15 protein-coding genes and 1 pseudogene are annotated in these 16,303 nt (G+C 63.0%); 6 read left to right on the forward strand and 10 right to left on the reverse strand.

The window, feature by feature from the left end; all coding sequences use genetic code 11:
* Positions 1–153: 153 nt before the first annotated feature.
* Positions 154–1,044 carry an ankyrin repeat domain-containing protein gene (locus tag NLY37_RS10795; protein ID WP_023741479.1) on the forward strand — a complete coding sequence of 297 codons (891 nt, stop codon included), beginning with the start codon at positions 154–156 and terminating at the stop codon, positions 1,042–1,044.
* 84 nt (positions 1,045–1,128) lie between these two features.
* Here the strand turns inward: NLY37_RS10795 and NLY37_RS10800 are convergent.
* Together NLY37_RS10800 and thrS are read right to left on the reverse strand one after the other, a co-directional pair.
* Positions 1,129–2,066, reverse strand: a pseudogene (locus NLY37_RS10800) (lysophospholipid acyltransferase family protein).
* 85 nt (positions 2,067–2,151) lie between these two features.
* Complete coding sequence (gene thrS / locus NLY37_RS10805; protein WP_023667614.1) at positions 2,152–4,125, reverse strand: threonine--tRNA ligase; 1,974 nt, start codon at positions 4,123–4,125, stop codon at positions 2,152–2,154.
* Positions 4,126–4,332: 207 nt separating this feature from the next.
* Here thrS and NLY37_RS10810 point away from each other — a divergent pair, with 207 nt between their 5' ends.
* Positions 4,333–5,169 carry an SAM-dependent methyltransferase gene (locus NLY37_RS10810; protein ID WP_023741480.1) on the forward strand — a complete coding sequence of 279 codons (837 nt, stop codon included), beginning with the start codon at positions 4,333–4,335 and terminating at the stop codon, positions 5,167–5,169.
* A gap of 13 nt (positions 5,170–5,182) precedes the next feature.
* On the opposite strand, the gene blaOXA is transcribed toward NLY37_RS10810, so the two are convergent.
* Positions 5,183–5,998 (reverse strand): class D beta-lactamase, encoded by an 816-nt coding sequence (gene blaOXA / locus NLY37_RS10815; protein ID WP_023695454.1) that lies wholly within the window; start codon positions 5,996–5,998, stop codon positions 5,183–5,185.
* Between the two features lie 158 nt (positions 5,999–6,156).
* A complete protein-coding gene (gene yidD / locus NLY37_RS10820) occupies positions 6,157–6,525 on the reverse strand; it encodes a membrane protein insertion efficiency factor YidD (protein WP_023695455.1) in 369 nt (122 codons plus the stop codon).
* A gap of 371 nt (positions 6,526–6,896) precedes the next feature.
* Between yidD and NLY37_RS10825 the strand changes: the two genes are divergently transcribed.
* Positions 6,897–7,832: a LysR substrate-binding domain-containing protein gene (locus NLY37_RS10825; RefSeq protein ID WP_023710655.1), complete on the forward strand. Its 936-nt coding sequence runs from the start codon at positions 6,897–6,899 to the stop codon at positions 7,830–7,832.
* On the opposite strand, the gene tolA is transcribed toward NLY37_RS10825, so the two are convergent.
* Positions 7,829–8,224, reverse strand: a complete 396-nt coding sequence (gene tolA, locus NLY37_RS10830; RefSeq protein ID WP_156933737.1) for a cell envelope integrity protein TolA — start codon at positions 8,222–8,224, stop codon at positions 7,829–7,831. The two genes, NLY37_RS10825 and tolA, sit on opposite strands and share 4 nt — an antisense overlap.
* Positions 8,225–8,284: 60 nt before the next feature.
* Positions 8,285–8,731, reverse strand: coding sequence for an iron-sulfur cluster assembly scaffold protein (locus tag NLY37_RS10835; protein ID WP_023741481.1), 447 nt, complete (start codon positions 8,729–8,731; stop codon positions 8,285–8,287).
* A 241-nt stretch (positions 8,732–8,972) separates the two neighbouring features.
* Here NLY37_RS10835 and folE point away from each other — a divergent pair, with 241 nt between their 5' ends.
* The 3 genes from folE to NLY37_RS10850 all read left to right on the forward strand — a co-directional run bounded on the left by folE (position 8,973) and on the right by NLY37_RS10850 (position 11,158).
* Positions 8,973–9,608, forward strand: a complete 636-nt coding sequence (gene folE / locus NLY37_RS10840; protein ID WP_023667622.1) for a GTP cyclohydrolase I FolE — start codon at positions 8,973–8,975, stop codon at positions 9,606–9,608.
* 35 nt (positions 9,609–9,643) lie between these two features.
* Positions 9,644–10,102, forward strand: coding sequence for a phosphoribosyl-AMP cyclohydrolase (gene hisI / locus NLY37_RS10845; protein ID WP_023741482.1), 459 nt, complete (start codon positions 9,644–9,646; stop codon positions 10,100–10,102).
* Positions 10,103–10,186: 84 nt separating this feature from the next.
* The gene (locus NLY37_RS10850; protein WP_023667624.1) at positions 10,187–11,158 is read left to right on the forward strand and encodes a patatin family protein; all 972 of its coding nucleotides are present in this window, start codon (positions 10,187–10,189) and stop codon (positions 11,156–11,158) included.
* Positions 11,159–11,173: 15 nt separating this feature from the next.
* Here NLY37_RS10850 and recJ read toward each other — a convergent pair whose 3' ends face one another.
* From recJ to NLY37_RS10870, 4 genes are all read right to left on the reverse strand, one after another.
* Positions 11,174–12,958, reverse strand: coding sequence for a single-stranded-DNA-specific exonuclease RecJ (gene recJ, locus NLY37_RS10855; RefSeq protein WP_023741483.1), 1,785 nt, complete (start codon positions 12,956–12,958; stop codon positions 11,174–11,176).
* A 249-nt stretch (positions 12,959–13,207) separates the two neighbouring features.
* Entirely contained in the window at positions 13,208–14,521 is a 1,314-nt protein-coding gene (locus tag NLY37_RS10860; protein WP_023695460.1) for a homoserine dehydrogenase, read from the reverse strand.
* A gap of 50 nt (positions 14,522–14,571) precedes the next feature.
* Positions 14,572–15,789: an LL-diaminopimelate aminotransferase gene (locus tag NLY37_RS10865; protein ID WP_023741484.1), complete on the reverse strand. Its 1,218-nt coding sequence runs from the start codon at positions 15,787–15,789 to the stop codon at positions 14,572–14,574.
* A gap of 90 nt (positions 15,790–15,879) precedes the next feature.
* Complete coding sequence (locus NLY37_RS10870; protein WP_023681616.1) at positions 15,880–16,290, reverse strand: hypothetical protein; 411 nt, start codon at positions 16,288–16,290, stop codon at positions 15,880–15,882.
* Between the last annotated feature and the right edge of the window lie 13 nt (positions 16,291–16,303).

Below are 16,303 nucleotides of genomic sequence, written 5' to 3' on the forward strand. Positions count from 1 at the left end.
GTGGACTCATAAGCCCGAAGCCACAGCCGGACGGATCGACCTTGCGATTCGTTTCTAGGCACCGGTTGGAGTGGCCACGATCCGGCATTCGTGGTATGTTTTTGCGGCCTTGAAAGCATGACCCGTACCGCAGTTTGCCTTGGGAGATGCCAAATGCGCATGTCCTTGCTTTTCATTCCACTACTGCTTGCACCGATTGTATCGCATGCCGCCGGCATTCACGACGCCGCCATGAAGGGCGATGTCGCGGCGATCACGGCAGCGCTCGACGCTGGTGCCGGCGTCGATGAGAGCGACGGGCGCACGACACCACTCTATCTTGCGGTCAAAGGCGGTCATTTTGCAGCGGCAAAACTGCTCATTGAACGCGGTGCCGACGTCAACGCCGTCCCGGACCCGCGTTTGGGTCCTGCCCTTATTCTGGCTTTGGCAAAACGCAGGACCGATTTGATCAATCTGTTGCTGGACGGGGGCGCAAATCCAAATTCGAAGCGCAGCCGCGAAAACGCTATCCACATCGCGGTCAATCTCGGTTGCCTCGATTGCGTGAAAGCACTGGTTGAGGCCGGCGCGGACGTGAATGCGAAGACAAAGGACGGCAAGACACCGCTCCATCTGGCAAAATTCAAGGGGCAACGCGAAGTTGCTGACTATCTCATGTCGAACGGCGTCGTGTTGCCAACGCCAGCTCCGATCTCGATGAAGTTGGCTGCTGCCGATGTCGAGAAAGGCCGAACCTACTTCACACACGTGTGCCACGGTTGCCACAATGCCGAGCCACAGGGAGGGATCAAAACGGGACCGAACTTATGGGGCGTCGTCGGCCGCGACAAGGCATCTATGGCAAATATGCGTTACTCCGACACCTTGCTGGCCTTAGAGGGTGTATGGACGTACGAGGACCTGAACAAATATCTGCTTGAGCCCATGCTCACCACGCCGGGTGTTTACATGGAGGTGCCTGGCGTCCCGGACGAGACCGAACGGGTCAACCTGATCGCCTACTTGCGTACACTCAGCGACAAACCGCTCCCACTGCCCTAGGAGCTATTGAGCAAAAAGGCCGAGGTTGTCGAAAATTTGACCGACTGAACGTCGTTTATGAGTACACGCCCTAGTTAGCGTCTCTCAGGCTGCCTTGCGCATACGGCGCGGCAGGAAGTGGACGCGGCTGCGCGGTGCGTCGGGCGCCAGATCGAAGACGCCGCGATGAAGGCGATCAAGCAAGGTCTTGCGGTCGCGCAGCGGCTCCAGCTCATCCCAGCGCAGTACGTTGCCGACGCGAACGTCGATCGCTTTGCCGGACAGCCGCCGAATTCGCGGATGAGCATTGAAAGGCGCAACGTCAGCGACGCCTTGCCGACGAATTTCGCCAGCCTTCCTTCGCGCTCCCCCATGTTCATCGGGCCGCTGACCAGATGGAACAGCCGGCCGTTCTGCCCGGAAAAATGCATCGGCACCACCGACGCCTTGGCGTCCTGCACGAGGCGCGCCGGAAACATCTTCCACGGCAGGTCGCGCGCCCGGCCAAAGCCTCTCGGCGCGGTGGCGACGCCGCCGGCCGGAAATACCACTATGGTGACGCCCTCTTTCAACAGCCGCACTGCCTCGTGGCGCACCGCCATGTTGTTCTTCACCGCGTCCTTGGTCTCGGAAAAGTCGATCGGCAGCGAGTACGGTTCCATTTCGCGGACCTTCAGCAGATCCTTGTGGATCATGACGCGGAACGGACGCCCGAGCTGCTCGACCAGCGACAGCACTGCAATGCCGTCGCCAATGCCGAACGGGTGGTTGGCGACGATCACCAGCGGCGTGTCCGGCAGCCCCGCCGGCGGCCACCGATCGGTGCTGCGCACCTTGACGTCGATCAGCTCCAGCATGCGGCTGAACACCCGCTCGCCCGTCGGCGCCACCTGGCGGCGCCAGAAATCATAGAGCGCGGCATACCGGTCGCGCCCCGACAGACCTTCAATGGAATGGATGAACCAGCGCGTCAGCGCCGGCTGGCTCGCATTGGCGTAGGAGAGTTCGGGAAACGGCCTTTCCCGTATCTTCAGCTTGAGCATGGGGGCTCGTTACAAGGTTGGCGTGACAGGCATGTGAAAATGGCGGTGGATCGCTCCACCGCCATTTCTCCGAAATATTGATTCCTCAGGCCGCGCTGCGCCTTCGGTCGGGCGAAACAGCCTCGTCGGAAAGCAGCTTCAGCGCGTCGGCCAGCTTGAGCGATTCCTGATCGCGCGAGCCAAGCCGGCGGATGTTGACCGTCTCCTCCTCCGCCTCGCGCTTGCCGCAGACGAGGATCACAGGAACCTTGGCCAGCGAATGCTCACGCACCTTGTAGTTGATCTTCTCGTTGCGCAGATCCGGTTCGGCCAAAAGTCCTGCCGCCTTCAACTGTGCGACAACCTTTCGCGCATAGTCGTCAGCATCCGAGGTGATCGTCGCCACAACCACCTGCAGCGGCGCGAACCACAGCGGGAAATGGCCGGAATAATGCTCGATCAGGATGCCGAGAAAGCGTTCCATCGAACCGCAGATGGCGCGATGCACCATCACCGGCTGCTTCTTTTCCGAATCCGAACCGATGTAGAAGGCGCCAAAGCGTTCCGGCAGATTGAAGTCGACCTGCGTGGTGCCGCACTGCCATTCGCGGCCGATCGCGTCCTTCAGCACATATTCGAATTTCGGCCCGTAGAAAGCGCCCTCGCCCGGATTGATCGAGGTCTTGATGCGGTTTCCCGAGCGCGTCCTGATTGTATCCAGCACGTTGCCCATGATCGCCTCGGCATGATCCCAGGCCTCGTCGGTGCCGACGCGCTTATCCGGCCGCGTCGACAGCTTCACGCTGACATCGTCGAAGCCGAAATCGGCGTAGGTCGACAGGATCAGATCGTTGATGCGCAGGCATTCCGCGGCCAGCTGCTCCTCGGTGCAGAAGATGTGCGCATCGTCCTGCGTGAAGCCGCGCACGCGCATCAGCCCGTGCAAGGCGCCGGACGGTTCGTAACGATGCACATTGCCGAATTCCGCAAGTTTTACGGGCAGATCGCGATAGGATTTCAACCCATGCTTGAATATCTGCACGTGGCCCGGACAATTCATCGGCTTCAGCGCGAACACGCGGTCGTCGTCGGTGTCGTCGCCGGCCACCGTCACCTTGAACATGGCATCGCGATACCAGCCCCAGTGGCCCGACGTCTCCCACAGGCTCTTGTCGAGAACCTGCGGTGCGTTGACCTCCTGGTAGCCCTGCTCGTCGAGGCGGCGGCGCATGTAGTTGACCAGATTCTGGAACATCTTCCAGCCCTTGGCGTGCCAGAAGACGACGCCCGGCCCCTCTTCCTGGAAATGGAACAGGTCCATCTCGCGGCCGAGTTTGCGGTGGTCGCGCTTCTCTGCCTCTTCCAGCATCGTCTGGTAGGCATCGAGTTCAGCTTGCTCGGCCCAGGCCGTGCCGTAGATGCGGGTCAGCATGGGGTTGTTCGAATCGCCACGCCAATAGGCGCCGGCCACCTTCATCAGCTTGAAGGCGTTGCCGATCTGCCCGGTGGAGGCCATGTGTGGGCCGCGGCAGAGGTCGAACCAGTCACCCTGGGAATAGATCTTGAGATCCTGGTCTTCGGGAATGGCGTCGATCAGCTCGAGCTTGTAGCGCTCGCCCTTCTCGGCAAAGACCTTTTTCGCCTTGTCGCGCGACCAGACTTCCTTGGTGAACGGCTTGTTACGCGCAATGATCTCGCGCATCTTCTTTTCGATCACCGGGAAATCGTCAGGCGTGAACGGCTCGTTACGGGCGAAGTCGTAATAGAATCCGTTCTCGATCACCGGCCCGATGGTCACTTGCGTTCCCGGCCACAGTTCCTGCACGGCCTCCGCCAGCACGTGTGCTGCATCATGACGGATGAGCTCCAGCGCGCGCGGATCGCTGCGGGTGATGATCTCGACCTTGCCGGACTTGCCAAGCGGGTCGGAAAGATCGCGAACGGTGCCGTCGATGGCATAGGCGACAGCCTTCTTGGCCAGCGACTTCGAGATCGATTCGGCGAGGCCCGCACCGGTCATCGCCGCGTCATAGTCGCGGACGGAGCCATCGGGAAATGTCAGGGAAACGGAATTCAGCATCGGGTATCTCCTATCCAGTCCCGCAAACGAGCGCGGGTGGTCGTGGTGTGAAGCCGGAGGCATCCGGCAGCGGGCGGGTTTTAGAGGCCACGCGGCATCAGGTAAAGAGCCGTCGTTGGCGCAGCTGTCAGGAAATGGCGCGACAGATGTCGCAGGCCAGTCGCACAGGCTTGCGAATTTCCCCGACACGAGGTTGGAATCCCCGGCATGGAAGACGCAAAATCCAGCCGAACCGCCTTGGGCGTCGCGCGCATGCGGGCCCTCCACCAGTTCTCGCAGCAGGCGGCGCTGTTTCGCGACCCATATGCGAGTGCGATACTGGGCGATGCCGCACCGACGGTGCAGGAGCTCGAGCAGGAAGGTGAGCGCAGCCGGCGCATGCGCCTGTTCGTGGCAGCGCGCGCCCGCCTCGCCGAGGACTGGCTGGCTGCGGCGGTGCGCCGGGGCGTCCAGCAAGTGGTGGTGCTCGGCGCCGGCCTCGACACTTTCCCGCTGCGCAATCCGTACCCTGATGTCGCGGTGTTCGAAGTCGATCACCCGGCGACACAGGCCTGGAAACGGAAATGCATCGCCGATGCTGGTCTTGCCGAACCGCGGGCCACCATGTTCGTGCCGGTCAACTTCGAGCGCCAGCGCCCCGCGGATGGCCTGGCATCGGCCGGTTTGCGGCAGACCGAGCCCAGTTTCTTCATCTGGCTGGGTGTCGTTCCGTATCTGAGCCAGGACGCAATCTTCAGCACCCTGTCCTGGATTGCCGGCATGCCCGGTTCGGAGGTCGTCTTCGACTACAGCGAGCCGGCCGAGAACCGCGATGCGGCTGGACAGGCTGCCCTCTCTTTCCATGCGGCGCGCGTCGCCGCTGCCGGAGAGCCCTGGATCAGCTTCTTCATGCCCGCGGCACTGGCGCAATCGCTGCGCGAGCTCGGCTTCGATGAGATCGAAGATCTGGAAAGCAGCGACATCGCCGCCCGCTTCTCCAGGACGCCAAAGGCGGAGACAAGGAATTCCGGCGGCCACATCCTTCGTGCCCGCCGGAGCACTTGAAGCTAAAGCAAGTTCACTTCACCAGTTGCGGCAACTCCCTCAGTAACGCCGCGCGTGTCGCCGGGCCTTTCGGCATGTCGATCGGCTTGGTGTCGACGACCAGCCGGGCGAAGACGATCCGGCGGCCGCCCTTTTCGGCCCAGCCGACGAACCAGCCCAGCGCGCGCTTGTCCTTGCTGTTTCCCAGCCTGGTGCTGCCGGTTTTGCCCCGCACCGTCCAGCCGCCGGCCTGGAAAGTCGGCAGGATGGCTCGGGTCATCTCATGCGCCTTGGCAGAAACCGGCATCTTGCCGGCGAGCAGCTGGCGCAGGAAGGCTGTCTGTTCGACCGGCGATATCTCAAGCGAGGAATTTATCCAGGATTGCGTGAGCCCGTTGTCCTTGTCGGCATCGCCCGAGACATCCATGTTGCCGTAGCCGAATTTCGAGACGTAGAGGGCAAAGCTTTTTGCGCCGAGCCGGCGCACGATCTCGCGCGAATACCATACGATCGAGTCGCGCTCCCAGATCGTCGGGTCGACGGCCTTGTGGTCGCGCTTCACGGCGTTGAACTCAGGCTTGTAGTCCCAGCTCGGTGTATGCGCGTCGCTGAGGACACCGCTGTCGTAGCCGATCAGCGCCAGCGGCACCTTGAAGGTCGACGCCGGGCTGACGCGTTGGTCGCAGACGCCGCTTTGATAGAGCGTCTCGCCGCTCGCCGCGTCCTGGATAAGCGTGCAGGCGAAATCGCCAAGCGGCGCCGATTGCGCCCGCATCGGAAATCCCAGAAACCAGGCCAGCAGGAAGAGGACCGCGGCAATGATGAAGGGATGGGTTTCGATCCGACGCATGTGGGCTCTCCTGGGAATGAACAGGAGCCGCTTAGCGAAGTGTCTTGGCTCGATTTTGACTCAAATGCGCAGTCTTTGTGCAGGCCGTTGTTAACCCTACCGGATCGTAAAGAAATGCCGCCCTGGCGATCTATATCAGGGACCCAGCGCGTCCGCCGTCAGGCCTCGCCGCGCTTCCTGCCGATCTGCCAATAACGCCATGGCGTGAACCAGACGTAGCTCGGAGCGAGCACCTCCGGCACGCGGTCGACACCATGCGTTCCGAACGGCCCGCAGCGCAGCACGCGAAAAAGCCCCATCCAGCCGCCGGCCCACAGGCCATGGCGGGCGATTGCCTCATGCGCGTATTCGGAACAGGTCGGCAGATGCCGGCAGGAATTGCCGACAAAGCCGGACAGCGTCAGCTGGTACAAGCGCACCAGCGACGTGCCGAAAATGCGGCCGGGTGTTTTGCGCCAGGGACCGGGCCAGTTGCGCCCGCGCCGGGTCTGTCCGGCGGCATGCACATGCCGATGCTGGTCGCCCACCGCAGTCTCTTTCCGAACGCGACCCGAAACCGGCTTCCGGGTCAGCTTGCGTTTCCAAACCGATAGATGTGAGCTTCGGCCGGCAAACGCAATCCTCTTCACTCGCCTCTTTGTCGGCTTCAGGGTCGCGAGCGGCGAAAGGGATGCCGCTCCGCTGGAGCCGCCCAGCGGGTGGCCGGCCTTTGCTCGGTGCGCTGCACATGATGCTGCCTGTCGCCATGCCACTGAAATGTCGCGATCCGCATCACATCGCAAAAGATTTCCAGTAACTGGATCATGGCCGCATCTCCTTTGAGACGGATTAGACGCCCGCTGGCCTTCGCCTTCAAACGAGTATAATTTCCGGTTCAGATAACTTCGGGTTATGCGAAATGAAGCGCGGACGGCTGCCCCTGACGGCATTGCGAAGTTTCGAGGCAGCCGGCCGGCAATTGAGCTTTAGCCGGGCCGCCGAGGAGCTGTTCGTCTCCCAGGCCGCCATCAGCCGGCAGATCCGCGAACTCGAGCAGTTCCTGCGCCAGCCCTTGTTCCACCGTCATCACCGTCGCGTCGAGCTGAGCGAAGCCGGCCAGCGCCTGCTCGATCAGTTGGTCAGGAGTTTCGACGACATCGACAGGCTGCTTTCGGACCTGGTGGCGGCCCCGGCGCAGTCGGTGGTTCGCGTCAGCGTCGAGCCGTCGCTGGCCTCTGTATGGCTGTTGCCGCGGCTCAACCGCTTCAGCCAGTTGCGGCCCGATATCGACGTTTCCCTCGAAGTCGACCCAAGGCCGATCGAGTTCCGCAGCGATCAGCCCGAACTCGCCTTGCGCTTCAGCGCGCGCGCCACCTCATGGCCGCGCAGCGAGGCCGAATGGCTCGCCTCGACCGTCGATTCACCGGTCTTGTCGCCGGCCTTGCTGGCATCGGGCCCTGCCCTCGAAAAGCCGCTCGACCTTGCCCGCTACACGCTGTTGCACGAGGAGAATCGTCAAGGCTGGGCGCGCTGGTTCGAGGCAGCCGGCGTGGCAGCCGACACCATTCCGGCGCGCGGCCCTATGCTGGCGGATGTGTCGCTGTCGAAGCAGGCGGCCCTGCTCGGCCACGGCGTGGCGCTGGGCGACCTCTTGCAGATCGGCGAGGAGATTGCATCCGGCGCGCTGATCAAGCCGTTCGACATTGATGTCGCATCGGGCGCCTACTGGCTGGTCGGCAGGAGTTTGAAGGACCTGGCGGAGCCGGCCAAGGCCTTCGCCGACTGGGTGAGAAGCGAATTTGCCGAAAGCAGACGGGCGCAGCAAACCAAGAGCCGCCTGACCGGCCTCAGCTAATTTGGCTTCTTGCGGAATTTTTCGAGGGCTTGGTCGAGCTCCTTCGCATCGATGCCCAGAGCCCTGTCCGAAGTATCCTGTCCCGGGTCGAATGTCAGCACGACATCACGCCACAGATCATAATGGGCCGTATAGGATGTCAGCCTGGAAAATGGTGCGCAGCGCGAGATGGCCCGGACAGCGGCCTCGGCAACCTTGTCCGGCGTCGGTGGCGCAGGGCTGAGGATTTTTGGCGGACCGGCGAGCGAACCGTCCTTGTTCAGGCTGAACTGGACGCGGACTATGCTGTGGGCGTCTACAGGTATGCTCCAGCAGAGCTGGATGGCCTTCTTGAGATACTCGCCGATATCGCGCTGGACCGCCACGTCCGCCCGGCTCGCGCCGCTGCTCAACGCAACTGCGCCAGCAAGGCTCGCGGCGAACACCAGGCTTTGGCGATCAAATGGCAAGGGTCACGCCGCTTGTTCGGCGCGTTTCTTCTCGATCTGACCGATGGCATCGACGACCGCATCGAAGGTCAGCATGGTCGAGGCATGGCGCGCCTTGTAGTCGCGCACCGGCTCCAGATATCTCAGATCGGCAAAGCGGCCTTGCGGCGGCGCGCCGTTTTCCTTGAGCATCTTCAGCACGGTGTCGCGCACCGCCCGCAATTCGTCGGCGCTGGCGCCGATGACATGTTGAGCCATGATCGAGGACGAAGCTTGGCCGAGGGCGCAGGCCTTCACGTCATGAGCGAAATCGGTGACGACGCCATTGTCCATCTTGAGGTCGACGGTTACCGTCGAGCCGCACAATTTGGAATGAGCCTTGGCGCTCGCATCCGGATGATCGAGCCGGCCTATGCGGGCGATGTTTCCGGCAAAACCCAGAATTTTCGCATTGTAGACGTCGTCAATCATATTTTTCCAATCCGTCGCCGCCAAGCGAACAGCGATTGCCGCTGTGGCGTCTTTCATTCGCTGCGCACGACCATATATAATGCTGGCAGTCGGGTATCGACAAGGCAACGCAGAGCCATCGTCCTTGCCCATTTCGTTCACGCCGCTTGCGGGCTGGAAACCGGGCGAGTTTTCAGCACCCGAAAGGTCGTGGTCCGTTCAACTCGTTCCTCCTGAGAGAGGAACTACGGGAGACGCCTTTATGGATGCCGTCATCAAGAAAATCATGCCCCCTTCCGACTATCTGGACAAGCCGGTCACCGACAGGCCGAGCGAAGCCGAGGTCGAGGCCGCCGTGCGCACGCTGTTGCGCTGGACCGGCGACAATCCGGACCGCGAGGGCCTGATCGACACGCCCAAGCGCGTCACCAAGGCCTTTCTCGAAATGTTCAACGGCTATGACATGTGCCCGGCCGAAGAACTCGGCCGCACCTTCGAGGAAGTCGCCGGCTATGACGATCTCGTCATCGTCAGGGACATCCAGTTCCACTCGCATTGCGAGCACCACATGGTGCCGATCATCGGCAAGGCGCATGTCGGCTACCTCCCGGACGGCAAGGTCGTCGGCCTGTCCAAGATCGCGCGCGTCGTCGATATCTTCGCCCATCGCCTGCAGACTCAGGAGGCCATGACCGCACAGATCGCCGGCGTCATCCAGGACGTGCTCAATCCGCGCGGTGTCGCCGTCATGATCGAGGCCGAGCATATGTGCATGGCCATGCGCGGCATCCGCAAGCAGGGCTCCACCACGCTGACCTCGACCTTCACCGGCGTGTTCAAGGACACGCCCGAGGAACAGGTCCGTTTCGTCACCATGGTGCGCGGCCTCGGGGCGTAAGCCCCTCGCCGGCATCGCTAGATCAAGGACCGGCGATGTCGGCACTAACATTTCCCAACGCTCCATCAGACAAGAAGGCCCTCGAAGAAGGCGCGGTGTTTTCCCCGCGTTTCGATGCTGCCGGGCTGGTCACCGTCGTCGTCACTGACGCCGCTGACGGTATGCTGCTGATGGTCGCGCATATGAATGCCGAGGCGCTGGCGCTGACGCTCGAAACCGGCATCGCGCACTACTGGTCGCGCTCGCGCAGCACGCTGTGGAAGAAGGGCGAAACATCAGGCAATTTTCAGACCGTCGTCGAGATGCTCACGGATTGTGACCAGGACGCCATATGGTTGCGCGTCAAAGTGTTGGGCCACGACGCAACTTGTCACACCGGCCGGCGTTCATGTTTTTATCGGACGGTGGGGCTAATCGGCGGCAAGGCAACGCTTGCCGACGATGGCAGCACGCCGCTGTTCGATGCGGAAAAAACGTATCGGAAGCCCGCGTGAACCATTCAACAGTCGCAAACCACTCATATTCACTATTCTCAAACGTCCTTCCTGTAGAACGGACGCGGGACAAGGGAGATCATGATGCTCGAGTGGGCGTCATTGCGTAGCAGACCGGACGTGCGGGAGGCCAATGGCCCCTCATCGTCCGGCGGCGTGCCTGACCCGCAACCCGCGGGCAAGACAGGCATTTCGCTCGCGCTGGGCGGCGGCTGCGCACGCGGCTGGGCGCACATTGGCGTGCTGCGCGCGCTCGACGAAGCCGGCATCGAAGTCTCGATGATCGCCGGCACCTCGATCGGCGCGCTGGTTGGCGGCTGCTATCTCGCCGGCAAGCTGGACGAACTCGAGGAGTTCGCCCGCAGCCTGACCAAGCGGCGCATCTTCGGCCTGCTCGATCTCAATCTGCGCGGCAGCGGCCTGTTCGGCGGCATGAAACTGGACGTCAGGCTGCGCGAGCACATGGCAGGCATCCGCTTCGAGGATCTGACGAAACCCTTCGTCGCCGTTGGCGCCGAAATTCGCACCGGCCATGAGATCTGGCTGTCCAGCGGTTCGCTGATCACCGCGATGCGGGCTTCCTATGCGCTGCCCGGCGTGTTCGAACCGGTGAATTGCAACGGCCGCATTCTGGTCGACGGCGCGCTGGTCAACCCGGTTCCGGTTTCGGTCTGCCGCGCCTACGAGCAGCCGCTGGTCGTCGCGGTCAACCTTCACTACGATCTGTTCGGCCGCGCCGCCGTCATCAAGCACAGCGCCGGCGAACTGCTCATCGAGAAGGACGCGCCCCGGCCAGGCCAGGCCAGCCCCGACCACCAGCCGCACCAGAGCCGTCTCGGCATCACCGGCGTCATGGTCGAAGCCTTCAACATCATCCAGGACCGGATTTCACGCGCAAGGCTGGCGGGCGATCCGCCCGACATGTCGCTCCAACCGAAACTCAGCCATATCGGCTTGACCGAATTCCACCGCGCGGATGAGGCGATCAGCGTCGGTTACCAGGCGACGATGGCGCAGATCAGCGAGTTGAAGCGGCTGCAGACGGTTCTCGCTTAAACCAAATCGGCAATGTCAGGCTTTGGCCGCATCGGTGATGCGGAACTGCACCGTGCGGTTGCCGTTCCAATAATTCCCCGACAGCGAGCCGGCTACATGGATCGTGTTGCCCCTGTTCTTGAACAGGAATTCGCCCAGCGCGGTATCGACGGATCGAAAGGCGATGCCCTGGATGCGGCCGCCGCTTTCCGACTGCAGATCAGCCCGGATGTGGTTGGTGCCGACGGCCCGCGCGTCGGCCAGCCGATGGCGCGGCAGCGCGAACACCGGCGCGACATGGCCGGCGCCGAAAGGCCCGGCTTTTTCCAGTGCATCGAGCAAAGCAACCGTCGCACCCTCGGCGGCGAGCGCGCCGTCGACGGCCAGACTTTCTTCGTCCTGCAGCCGGAACACTTCGGCCGCCGCGCGCTCCTCGAAGAAAGCACGGAGTTCGCCGAGCTTGGCGCGTTCCACCGTGATGCCGGCGGCCATGCCGTGGCCGCCGCCCTTGACGATCAGCCCGGCATCGGCGGCTGCGCGCACCAGCCGTCCGAGATCGAAGCCCGACACCGAACGGCCGGAGCCGGTGCCGATGCCATTGGCGTTGAAGGCGATGGCGAAGGCCGGCCGCCGCGCATGGTCCTTCAGCCGCGAGGCGATCAAGCCGACAATGCCGGGATGCCAATTGGTGCTGGCGGTGACGATGATGGCCGGCCCGTTGCCGCCGGCAAGTTCGGCGTCAGCCTCGGCGCGCGCCGCTGCCAGCATCTCCAGTTCCATCTGCTGGCGTTCCTGGTTAAGCCGGTCGAGTGTCTCGGCAATGGTCCCGGCCTCAACCGGATCGTCGGTGGCGAGCAGCCGGCTGCCAAGTGCTGCATCGCCGATGCGGCCGCCGGCATTGATGCGCGGCCCAATCAGATAGGCGAGATGAAAGGTGCTTATCGGCTCACCGATGCGGGACACCCGCGCCAGTGCGGCGAGCCCCTCATTCTTCTGCTGCCGCGCCATCTGTAGCCCCTTGACGACGAAAGCGCGGTTCACGCCGATGAGCGGCACCACATCGCAAACCGTGGCCAGCGCCGCCAGGTCGAGCAACGACAACAGGTCCGGTGGCGCTGCGTCGGGCAATCGGCTGCGCAGGACCCTCGCCGTCTGCACCAGAGTGAGGAAGACGACACCGGCGGCGCACAGATGGCCTTGCCCGGAAAGGTCGTCCTCGCGACTGGGATTGACGACCGCGGTCGCCTCCGGCAGCGGGCCGCCGACCTGATGGTGGTCGAGCACCACCACATCGGCGCCTGCGGCCTTGGCGGCGTCGATGGAGACAGCGCTGTTGGTGCCGCAATCGACGGTGACGATCAGCGTCGCGCCGCGCGAGACCAGTTCGCGCATAGCCTCCGGATTGGGGCCGTAGCCCTCGAAGATGCGGTCGGGAATGTAGATCTCCGAAGGCACCGAGAAATGCGTCAGGAAGCGCTTGAGCAACGCCGAAGAGGCGGCGCCGTCGACATCGTAGTCGCCGAAGATTGCCACCTTCTCCTTGGCCATGACCGCCTCGGCGATGCGGGTCGCAGCCTTGCCCATGTCGGTCAGCGAAGCCGGATCCGGCAACAGATTGCGAATCGTCGGATCGAGGAAGCGCTCGGCCTGGTCGGCGGTGACGCCGCGCCCGGCGAGCACGCGAGCCACAATGTCGGGCACGCCGTGGCCCTGCGCTATGGCCAGCGCAGTCATGTCCTGCCGCTCGCTCAACCGGTGTTCCCAGGAAACACCGGTCGCCGACTGCCTGACATCGAGGAAGAAGCGTTTGTCGCCCGTCATAGGAGGCGTAGTCTACAGATTGTCATTTCCGGCAATATGCGACGGTTAAACAGGAAAGTCTCAACTTTTCCACCTCCTGGTGACGCGCCTTGATCTCGCGGCTCACGCCTCCGCCAGAACCCGATGATGACTGGTGGGTTCGACCTGAAATCTCAATCCGGCTCCAAATCAAAGAGAGAGAGCATTATGGCGTCCGAAACCACTTTTCAGCAGCAGCATCAATCGGTTAAAGGAGAAAAATGACTTGGCCTAGCCCGCACGCTCGATGCGGATAACCTGCGGCTTGTCTGTGAGGTGGCCGTCCTTGGTGATGCCGTCGACAGCCTTGCGCACCGCTGCTTCCGTCGTCTCGTGGGTGACCAGGATCACCGTCTTTTGCGCGTCGGTCTCACCGCTGACGGCATGCTGGACGATCGATTCCAGCGAAATGTCGTTGTCGGCCATGCGCTTGGCGATCGCGGCAAAGACGCCGATGCGATCATGCACGGTCAGTCGGATGAAATAGCCGCCGGCATGGCTGCGCATCTGCGCCTTCTTGTAGGGCCGCAGTTCCTTGGCCGGCAGGCCGAACACCGGACCGTGCTGGAAGCCCGGCCGGCTCTTGGCAATGTCGGCGATATCGCCGACCACGGCGGACGCGGTGGCGTTGCCGCCGGCGCCGGGGCCGGAGAGCAGCAGCTCGCCCAGAATGTCGGTTTCGATGGCCACCGCATTGGTCACGCCATGCACCTGTGCGATCACCGACGCGGTCGGCACCATGGTCGGGTGCACACGCTGTTCGATGCCGCTGTCGGTGCGCTGCGCGACGCCGAGCAATTTTATCCGGTAGCCAAGGTCGCCCGCGGCGCGGATATCGGCCTGGCTGATATTGGAAATGCCTTCCATGTAGATGTCGTTGGCGGCGATCCTGGTGCCGAAGGCCAGGCTGGTCAGGATCGACAATTTATGCGCCGTGTCATGGCCCTCGATATCGAAAGTCGGATCGGCTTCGGCGTAGCCCAACCGTTGCGCGTCCTTCAGGCACTCGTCGAAGGAGATGCCCTCGGCCTCCATGCGGGTCAGGATGTAGTTGCAGGTGCCGTTGAGGATGCCGAAAACGCGGGTGACCGAATTGCCGGCCATCGCCTCGCGCATCGTCTTGATGACCGGGATGCCGCCGGCAACTGCCGCCTCGTAGTTGAGCAGCACGCCCCTCTTCTCGGCGATTTCGGCAAGCGCCACGCCGTGCTTGGCCAACAGCGCCTTGTTGGCGGTGACGACATGACGTCCGGCTTCAAGTGCTGCCTTGACCGACGCGCGCGCTGCCCCTTCGTCGCCGCCGATCAGTTCGACGAAGACGTCGATATCGGCGGCCTGCGCCATCTTGATCGGATCGTCGAACCATTTGGCGGCGCTGAGGTCGACGCCACGGTCGCGCTTGGGATCGCGCGCGGAAACGGTCGTGACGATGACATCGCGTCCGCACTGGCGCGTCAGCTCCGCTGCCTTGTCGCGCAGCACGCGCGCCACCGAGGCGCCGACCGTACCCAGACCCGCAATTCCAACACGCAACGCTTCAGCCATGCCCGGCGACGCCCCTCAAAAAATCTACTCGAATAAGATGTGCGGCGACTTTAGCGATGCGCGGCGAGCGGCACCACATTGTTCGGCTGCTTGGCGCTGGACGCCAGGAAGCGCTTGATGTTGCGCGCCGCCTGCCGGATCCGGTGCTCGTTCTCGACCAGCGCGATGCGGACGTGATCGTCGCCATGCTCGCCAAAGCCGATGCCCGGCGCCACCGCCACGTCGGCGTGCTCGATCAGGAGCTTGGAAAACTCAAGCGAGCCGAGATGCTTGAACGGCTCCGGGATCGGCGCCCAGGCGAACATCGAGGCAGCCGGTGCCGGAATGGTCCAGCCGGCGCGGCTGAAGGCGTCGACCATGACGTCGCGGCGCTTCAAATAGACCTCGCGCACTTCGGCGATGTCGGCGCCGTCGCCATTCAGCGCATGCGCCGCCGCCACCTGGATCGGCGTGAAGGCGCCGTAGTCGAGATAGGACTTCACCCGCGTCAACGCCGAGATCAGCCGCTCATTGCCGACGGCAAAGCCCATGCGCCAGCCGGGCATGGAGAAGGTCTTCGACATCGAGGTGAACTCGACGCAGACATCGATGGCGCCCGGCACTTGCAGCACCGAAGGCGGCGGATTGCCGTCGAAATAGATCTCCGAATAGGCAAGGTCCGACAGGATGATGATGTCGTTCTTCTTGGCGAAGGCGACCACGTCCTTGTAGAAATCGAGCGAGGCGACCAGCGCCGTCGGGTTCGACGGATAGTTGAGGATCAATGCCAGTGGCTTCGGGATCGAATGACGGACACCGCGCTCGAGCGCCGGGATGAAGCCGTCATCCGGCTCGACCTGCAGCGAACGGATGACGCCGCCCGACATGATGAAGCCGAAAGCATGGATCGGATAGGTCGGGTTGGGGCACAGGATCACGTCGCCCGGCGCGGTGATCGCCTGCGCCATATTGGCGAAGCCTTCCTTCGAACCGAGCGTCGCCACCACCTGCGTGTCGGGATTGAGCTTCACGCCGAAACGGCGCTGATAATAGGCGGCCTGGGCGCGGCGCAGACCTGGGATGCCGCGCGAGGAGGAATAGCGATGCGTGCGCGGATCGCGCACCACTTCGCACAATTTGTCGACGATCGCCTTCGGAGTCGGCAGGTCGGGATTGCCCATGCCAAGGTCGATAATGTCAGCGCCGCGCGAACGGGCGCTGGCCTTCAGCCAGTTGACCTGCTCGAACACGTAGGGCGGAAGCCGGCGGACCTTGTGAAATTCTTCCATGTCAGTTCCAGACGATTTAAGATTGGCTTTAGCACAGTTGGCTTGGCTAGGCGCCCTTGGCAAAGACCGCTTTCGGCGCGCGATATAGCCTTATTTGCAGGTAGGGTCGAGGGCGGGATCGCATTTGGCTTCGATCTGCTTCAGCGTGTCCTTGCCATGGTTCTTCGCCAGCGAATTCAGCGCCGCCGGGCTGGTGGACGGGGCACCGCCGCCGCCCTTGGCCACTTGCCCCTGCTGTTCGCCCTTCAACTGGGCAAGCTTGGCCTGCGTCTCCTCAGGGGTGAGTTGCTTTGCCGCCACCTGCGGTGGGATGTTGAGATTGGGATAAGAGCCGGTGTCCTGCGCGCCCTGGGTCAGGCCGACATTCATCCCGTTGCCGGTGTTGGCGCTCGTGCAGCCACTTGCCGCCAGCAGCCCTGGCGCCAGACAGGCGATTGCAACCGCGACGCGGCAAAAGCGGCCTGCCCCCGAAAAAATGGTCTTGCCGGTGTTAATCGTCATATTGTTTTCCTGG

It is taken from the genome of Mesorhizobium sp. C395A (assembly GCF_030323205.1).
GTDB lineage: Bacteria > Pseudomonadota > Alphaproteobacteria > Rhizobiales > Rhizobiaceae > Mesorhizobium.

What these genes read in the sequence shown, in the direction of transcription:
- NLY37_RS10795 (WP_023741479.1), top strand. Translation starts at nt 154, where the DNA reads ATGCGCATGTCCTTGCTTTTCATTCCACTACTGCTTGCACCGATTGTA.
- thrS (WP_023667614.1), bottom strand. Translation starts at nt 4,125, where the DNA reads ATGCTGAATTCCGTTTCCCTGACATTTCCCGATGGCTCCGTCCGCGAC.
- NLY37_RS10810 (WP_023741480.1), top strand. Translation starts at nt 4,333, where the DNA reads ATGGAAGACGCAAAATCCAGCCGAACCGCCTTGGGCGTCGCGCGCATG.
- blaOXA (WP_023695454.1), bottom strand. Translation starts at nt 5,998, where the DNA reads ATGCGTCGGATCGAAACCCATCCCTTCATCATTGCCGCGGTCCTCTTC.
- NLY37_RS10825 (WP_023710655.1), top strand. Translation starts at nt 6,897, where the DNA reads ATGAAGCGCGGACGGCTGCCCCTGACGGCATTGCGAAGTTTCGAGGCA.
- NLY37_RS10835 (WP_023741481.1), bottom strand. Translation starts at nt 8,731, where the DNA reads ATGATTGACGACGTCTACAATGCGAAAATTCTGGGTTTTGCCGGAAAC.
- folE (WP_023667622.1), top strand. Translation starts at nt 8,973, where the DNA reads ATGGATGCCGTCATCAAGAAAATCATGCCCCCTTCCGACTATCTGGAC.
- hisI (WP_023741482.1), top strand. Translation starts at nt 9,644, where the DNA reads ATGTCGGCACTAACATTTCCCAACGCTCCATCAGACAAGAAGGCCCTC.
- NLY37_RS10850 (WP_023667624.1), top strand. Translation starts at nt 10,187, where the DNA reads ATGCTCGAGTGGGCGTCATTGCGTAGCAGACCGGACGTGCGGGAGGCC.
- recJ (WP_023741483.1), bottom strand. Translation starts at nt 12,958, where the DNA reads ATGACGGGCGACAAACGCTTCTTCCTCGATGTCAGGCAGTCGGCGACC.
- NLY37_RS10860 (WP_023695460.1), bottom strand. Translation starts at nt 14,521, where the DNA reads ATGGCTGAAGCGTTGCGTGTTGGAATTGCGGGTCTGGGTACGGTCGGC.
- NLY37_RS10865 (WP_023741484.1), bottom strand. Translation starts at nt 15,789, where the DNA reads ATGGAAGAATTTCACAAGGTCCGCCGGCTTCCGCCCTACGTGTTCGAG.
- NLY37_RS10870 (WP_023681616.1), bottom strand. Translation starts at nt 16,290, where the DNA reads ATGACGATTAACACCGGCAAGACCATTTTTTCGGGGGCAGGCCGCTTT.